Below are 5,184 nucleotides of genomic sequence, written 5' to 3'. Positions count from 1 at the left end.
TTCCTGTGTCCCTGCCCTAAGGTGTAAAATAAAAAAATTACCAAGTTATTTCACGATAAATCATTTCTGAGAATGTCAAGTACCTTTTTTTACATTTTTTAATTCTGATAAGGTTGGTGTCAGTTGCAGTAGAACATGATTTATACCAATATTTTCCAATTGCTTGATCTTTTTGGCTACTGTTTCTGGAGAACCTACCAGTCCCGTATCCAAGGTGCGATCGAGTACGTTTTTTCTGCCTCCCGTTAATCGTTCCAAATACCTCTTAGCTTCTTCATCCGTATCCCTGATAATGGTCAAAGCAGGGATGGCAAATTCTATTTTACTTCTTCCTTTCCTTTTCAAGCGTTCTTGCATGTCGATAATATTCCTTTTCGCTTCTTCAAGACTGCATCCGCGCATTAGCCAACCATCCGCCTCTTCAGCGACGAGATTACGAGATGCCTCTGAAATTCCTTTATAGAACAGGTCACTATATAGTCTTTCTACAGAAAGGTAACGGAAGCATGATGTTCTTTGACGGAGCTTCTTTCCATGTAGTTCCAGTAAACGGTTCAGTTCTTGCACTCTCCGATGGAAGTGTAGTAATTGCCAAAACTGATTACCAGAAAACAGAGCTCTATCTGTGGGACTTCAAAAACTTGAAGAAAATTGGAGAATTCCCATTAAAACTCACTCCTATTGACTATCTTCATGGTGTGATTCTTGGGAAAGGTTCATCAGGCTCTTTTAAGGCGCTGTATGTTTATAATGGCTCTCTAAGAGTTCTGTTCCCTGAAGAAGATGAGACTGATTACTATTACTTCAACGGGACGGTTCTAAAGCGGAGATGTGTGTTTTTACCTGTTCTAAGATGCAATTACACGGTATTCTCAATTAATGGGAGTTATCTCGGGAGTTTTAACGGTGGAATGTACTTTGGTCATGCTTTTTGGAATGGGAGTATTTACTTTACAAATGGTACTCACCTTATTAACTCTAAAGACTTCAGGACTGTTCGTCTTCCTTTTTGGATTAAAAAGCCTTCAATGGTGTCATCAAAAAGGGACCTAATCATTTTCGGTAATGATAAACTTCTGCTATACAACGGGAGTTTTAAGGATTTATCGGAGCAATTGTTTGAGTATTATAAAAATCATCCATATTACCCGTCCAATTCTTTAAAACTTTGCAAGACCTTACCTTTTGGGAAGTTAATTCCTTTGTCATCTATGTCTCCTCCTTCTTCTCCTATAAACACAAGCGCTGAATCTCTCCTCTTGGGAGAGACATCCAGTAAAAAGCTGATAGCCCTGATTATAGCATTTGCTTTGACTGGAATACTAATTGTGGGGATTTTAATCAAAACGAAAAGAGAAAATAAACTATAGTTCCTAATTCAATAAGTTAAAGATGCAACTTACATAGTTTCACTTAAAAGTAAATTTCTCTGTCTTGGAATTCGAGAATTGCCATTCTCAGCGGTTTCTCGGGAATTTGATAGATCCCCCTCTTTGGTTTTGTTAACAGACCCCCATCAACAAGGTTCTTCAGTATTTCCTTTGCCCTCCTCTCTGAAATTCCAGTAAGTGAAGTGATCTCCGTTAGTATTTCTTCAGTGGTAACACCAAAAGACGGCCCTTTCGCCACCTTTTTCAGCGCAATAACATATGCAGGAGACTTGTAAATCCTGATAAAGTTTCTAATATCCAGCTTCCACAGCTTCACAGCATATTCCACCGCCATTAGCATTGCTCTATCATGAGGCTCCCCATTAACCCTGAGCTTGCCGTAATAAGCTAAGAAACCTGGGACGTTTGAAAGCTCTGTTGCGGCCTCAACTAGTTCATCCTCAGTGTATTTTCTCTTTCCAAGTCCTTTCTTAAGATACTCTACACTCTCCTCCAGCTCCCATCGGAAGATGTGTATCCTCTCAACATATCTCGCAAAAAAAGGCTTATCCTCACTTGGATTTAGGATTCTTTCAAGCAACCCAGGCATCGAGCCAGAGAGCACTACTGTCACGTTCTCAAATCCGTCAGAAATTGTCTGAAGCATGCCGAGCATATTTAAAGGTGCAAATCTTGGAAGCACTTGGGCTTCATCGAATATGATGATAACTCTCTCGCCTTTTTTGTTCAGACACCGGAGTAAATTAAGGAATGCATTTTGGAATTCCACGACTCCTCTCGGCTTTATGTCCATTTTAACTAGCCCAAGGTTTAGCGTTGCAGAATAGTCAAGCTCTTCTTCAGAAATGTTGCTCATAACTGGTGTAAGTTCCATGTAGCTTATTGCCTCCCGACCCATTCCGAATGCTAAGTCGTAGTAGAGATACTTGTACTTTGAGCCATACTTGTTAAGGAAGACATTTATCACGCTTGTTTTGCCAACCCTTCTTGGACCAAGAATTGCAGCAAAGTCTCCTTCTCTCACAGTCTTGTTAAGCCTCTTTACCGCTTCTTTGTGCCTTTTTCCAAACAAATCCTTCTCGTTTCTTATGGGTCTCGTGCTGAACAAAGTGAACACCCCATCACTAGTGACGGGTCATCACTTTTAAAACTTTCTGTAAGATATCCCTTCAAGTTCTGGCTTCAACGCTAGGTTTATCAAAACGTCATTCCAGATTTTTTCAAATTCTGGGAGGGGATTTATCTGATGAGCTAAGCTTCTCTCCCAAGCTCTCTCATAATAGATCCTGCGTTCTTTAAAGATTTCCAACTCAAACTGAACATTCTTAAGTCTGAACTTTTCCGGAAGAATGTTGAGAACTTTCTCTAACCCAATAATATCCTTAAATACCAGACATCATATAGACCTCTTGGCCTCGTTCTCTGAAAGAGTGAGCGAAGTTTCTCGGCAAAAATCTCCTCCAAACTGTAGGATTTTTCTTTTGATTTCATCAATCACCATTCCAATTCCTCCCAGTAGTCTTCAGGAACGTTTACCAAAAGCCCTCATTTGTAGTCAAACTTTCCCCTGGCGGGCATTGTTGGGTCAAGGAGTGAAAAACTCTTCCTATCTTTATCTGAAAGTTGAATTTTTTCCTCCAGCCCTAAACCCAGTCGTTCACTAATATAACCCAGCCTCTTTAGGATTGTCTTGTTTTCCATTTTTTGAGCGTACTTCAAAAGCTTTCCCCGGTTAAAGCTCGCATTCTTTAAGGCCTTCACAACCTCAATTATTCCGCCACAATACCTGGGCTTGTCCAGGCAGTCGACTATAGTCTTCTCCGGGTCTGTGATGTTAACCTCTCTTCGTCCAATCTTTGCTGTATTCAAACCAAAGAACTTGCTGGGCTTTACTGTCACTATTTTGAACTTCCTGTTGTTAAATTCGACGAGTTTCTCGTAACCTCTCTTTCTTGGTGTCTGTACAAAGGTGATGTTGGGGATCTGCTCCGTTAAGCCGTAATAATTTAGAGCACTCCAGTAGGCTATGGCACTTGGCTTTACGAAGAGGGAAGCGAGCACAAATTCGTGAACTGATGGGGGTTCGTTGGGATCTGGTGTTAATGCGTAAACCCCCTTACCGATCCTTTTTATGAAGCCTGCTTCAGAGAGAGCTTTGAGGTAATACTTCAATAAGTTCCTGTCAATTTTAAGATGGTCAATTGCTTCTTGAATTGTAAATGCTTCTCCAAGTTCTAAGAGCTTTGTTAAGACTTCCATTTTATTCATATTTTCTCACCATCAGGTAAATACTCTTACCTTATCATGAGACTTTTTGAATATAAATGTTTGGATGGAAGAAGGTTTCTGTTAGGTTGCTTGACTGACTTTCTTCACATCCTGAAGGGAGAGCCAAAAATAATTTATCAACAAATCATTTATTGTTTGGTTTGAGCCGCAGGGGATGATTGATCTATTGAAAAAATTCGTTTTATGCTTTCTTTCACTTCTTTGATTTTCTCGGGCTTAAGTAAGCCGATTCTCTTTCTGACTAAATGCTTGTCAATGGTAAAGATGACATAAGGTTTTATTATGCTTTGGTACATTGGTAGAGTCCCCTTATATCGAATAACGTCTGAATCAGAGAGGAAAACATTATACTCCTTGAACCCGCTGAAGAGGTTTGACGTTATTTGAACAACTATCACACTATTGCTTATCTTATTAAGGGCGTCATTAGAGATTATAAGAGCGGGTCGGAGCTTCTTCTGAACTAAATCAATGAACGGGAACTCTACCATGATGATTTCCCACTGTTTAAGGTCTCCGTGAGGCTTAGGTCTTATCTGGTTCATAATCAATGCCTCCATAGTTGTCCCAATGTGCATCGGCCTCACTGTTCCAGTCCTCGGCGAGAATTGGTTCGACAGCTCTCAACATGAGCTGGATAAACTCCTCGTCTTCATGAGTTTTGAGATATTTTTTTCTTAGCAGGAACTCCCGGAGAGCCTCCTTGATAATCTCGCTTCTATTAGAGTAAATTCCAGCCTCGATTAGTTTGTCCATTTCCTTCGCAAGAGCTGGAGGGATCCTTGCGGAAATCTTAACAGTTGTCGCCATAGGTATCACCCAAGACTCTATTTGTCAGACAAGTTAAAAAGATTTTGAAAACACGTGACTTGTCTACCCAAAGGGCGAGGCTTTCAAGTAGCGATTTAGTGCCATGGCTGGGATTTGTGAGTATTATGATCTTGAGGGTTGAGCCAAAGAATAATGCAGAACGATTTGCATACGGATTCTTATTTTTGTGCACTATAGTTAACAATTCTAATAACTTTGGTGTATGTTTTTGGGATTCACCTCTTGAATCTTTTGAGTGGTAGTGTTTTTGCTTTAGTTTTCTATATACATATTTTGCTTTAGTTTATGTTTTGCTAAAACTGATGAAAGAGGACACACTTTTTGCATTAGGGGACAGAAAGTCATTGAGGAAGGAAAACAACTAAACCTTAGTGAAGAAGAGCTTGTGCTCTGTGACCTGCTCCTCTCTGAGGAAAGATTCAGCACAAGAGTTGCTTGAAAATTTTTCCAAATATAGGATTAGTATGGCATAGGACATCGCGAGCTTTTCAGCCTACATTGGTTGAGTTCTTTAGAGTTTCGCGCTTCAAGGCTGGAGAAGATGAAAAAATTCATTACGAGGTTACGAGTCTACGAGTTTACGAAGGGTGTGCAGTCTTGTGCATTGTTCGTAGATTCGTGAACTCGTAGACTCGTATTGAATTTTTTGTGCTGTAATGAGTTTTCGCATGAC

At 40.1% G+C, this 5,184-nt stretch carries 8 protein-coding genes; 1 reads left to right on the top strand and 7 read right to left on the bottom strand.

Features of this window, described 5'->3' with window-relative positions; all coding sequences use genetic code 11:
• Positions 1–75: 75 nt before the first annotated feature.
• Positions 76–567: an LLM class flavin-dependent oxidoreductase gene (locus tag E3E24_RS12460; protein WP_167916118.1), complete on the bottom strand. Its 492-nt coding sequence runs from the start codon at positions 565–567 to the stop codon at positions 76–78.
• On the opposite strand from E3E24_RS12460, the gene E3E24_RS12455 reads away from it, so the two are divergent.
• Entirely contained in the window at positions 507–1,370 is an 864-nt protein-coding gene (locus E3E24_RS12455) for a hypothetical protein (RefSeq protein ID WP_167916117.1), read from the top strand. The genes E3E24_RS12460 and E3E24_RS12455 overlap by 61 nt on opposite strands.
• A 43-nt stretch (positions 1,371–1,413) precedes the next feature.
• Here the strand turns inward: E3E24_RS12455 and E3E24_RS12450 are convergent, their stop codons facing one another.
• The 6 genes from E3E24_RS12450 to E3E24_RS12425 form a co-directional block, all read right to left on the bottom strand.
• Positions 1,414–2,499, bottom strand: a complete 1,086-nt coding sequence (locus tag E3E24_RS12450; RefSeq protein WP_167916116.1) for an ATP-binding protein — start codon at positions 2,497–2,499, stop codon at positions 1,414–1,416.
• Positions 2,500–2,535: 36 nt separating this feature from the next.
• Positions 2,536–2,700, bottom strand: a complete 165-nt coding sequence (locus E3E24_RS12445; RefSeq protein ID WP_167916115.1) for a hypothetical protein — start codon at positions 2,698–2,700, stop codon at positions 2,536–2,538.
• Between the two features lie 56 nt (positions 2,701–2,756).
• Positions 2,757–2,882 carry a nucleotidyl transferase AbiEii/AbiGii toxin family protein gene (locus E3E24_RS13105; protein ID WP_167916114.1) on the bottom strand — a complete coding sequence of 42 codons (126 nt, stop codon included), beginning with the start codon at positions 2,880–2,882 and terminating at the stop codon, positions 2,757–2,759.
• Between the two features lie 54 nt (positions 2,883–2,936).
• On the bottom strand, positions 2,937–3,659 hold the full coding sequence (locus E3E24_RS12435; RefSeq protein WP_167916113.1) for a type IV toxin-antitoxin system AbiEi family antitoxin: 723 nt from the start codon (positions 3,657–3,659) through the stop codon (positions 2,937–2,939).
• Positions 3,660–3,808: 149 nt separating this feature from the next.
• A complete protein-coding gene (locus tag E3E24_RS12430; RefSeq protein WP_240912586.1) occupies positions 3,809–4,240 on the bottom strand; it encodes a type II toxin-antitoxin system PemK/MazF family toxin in 432 nt (143 codons plus the stop codon).
• On the bottom strand, positions 4,206–4,490 hold the full coding sequence (locus E3E24_RS12425) for a ribbon-helix-helix domain-containing protein (RefSeq protein WP_167886551.1): 285 nt from the start codon (positions 4,488–4,490) through the stop codon (positions 4,206–4,208). The genes E3E24_RS12430 and E3E24_RS12425 overlap by 35 nt, the downstream gene beginning before the upstream one ends.
• Positions 4,491–5,184: the final 694 nt, after the last annotated feature.

The organism is Thermococcus sp. LS2, from assembly GCF_012027375.1.
Lineage (GTDB): Archaea > Methanobacteriota_B > Thermococci > Thermococcales > Thermococcaceae > Thermococcus_B.
The sequence above is the reverse complement of the archived record's forward strand: the minus strand, read 5'-3'. Positions and strand labels throughout refer to the sequence as shown.

What these genes read in the sequence shown, in the direction of transcription:
- E3E24_RS12435 (WP_167916113.1), bottom strand. Translation starts at nt 3,659, where the DNA reads ATGAATAAAATGGAAGTCTTAACAAAGCTCTTAGAACTTGGAGAAGCA.
- E3E24_RS13105 (WP_167916114.1), bottom strand. Translation starts at nt 2,882, where the DNA reads ATGAAATCAAAAGAAAAATCCTACAGTTTGGAGGAGATTTTTGCCGAG.
- E3E24_RS12425 (WP_167886551.1), bottom strand. Translation starts at nt 4,490, where the DNA reads ATGGCGACAACTGTTAAGATTTCCGCAAGGATCCCTCCAGCTCTTGCG.
- E3E24_RS12430 (WP_240912586.1), bottom strand. Translation starts at nt 4,240, where the DNA reads ATGGAGGCATTGATTATGAACCAGATAAGACCTAAGCCTCACGGAGAC.
- E3E24_RS12455 (WP_167916117.1), top strand. Translation starts at nt 507, where the DNA reads ATGATGTTCTTTGACGGAGCTTCTTTCCATGTAGTTCCAGTAAACGGT.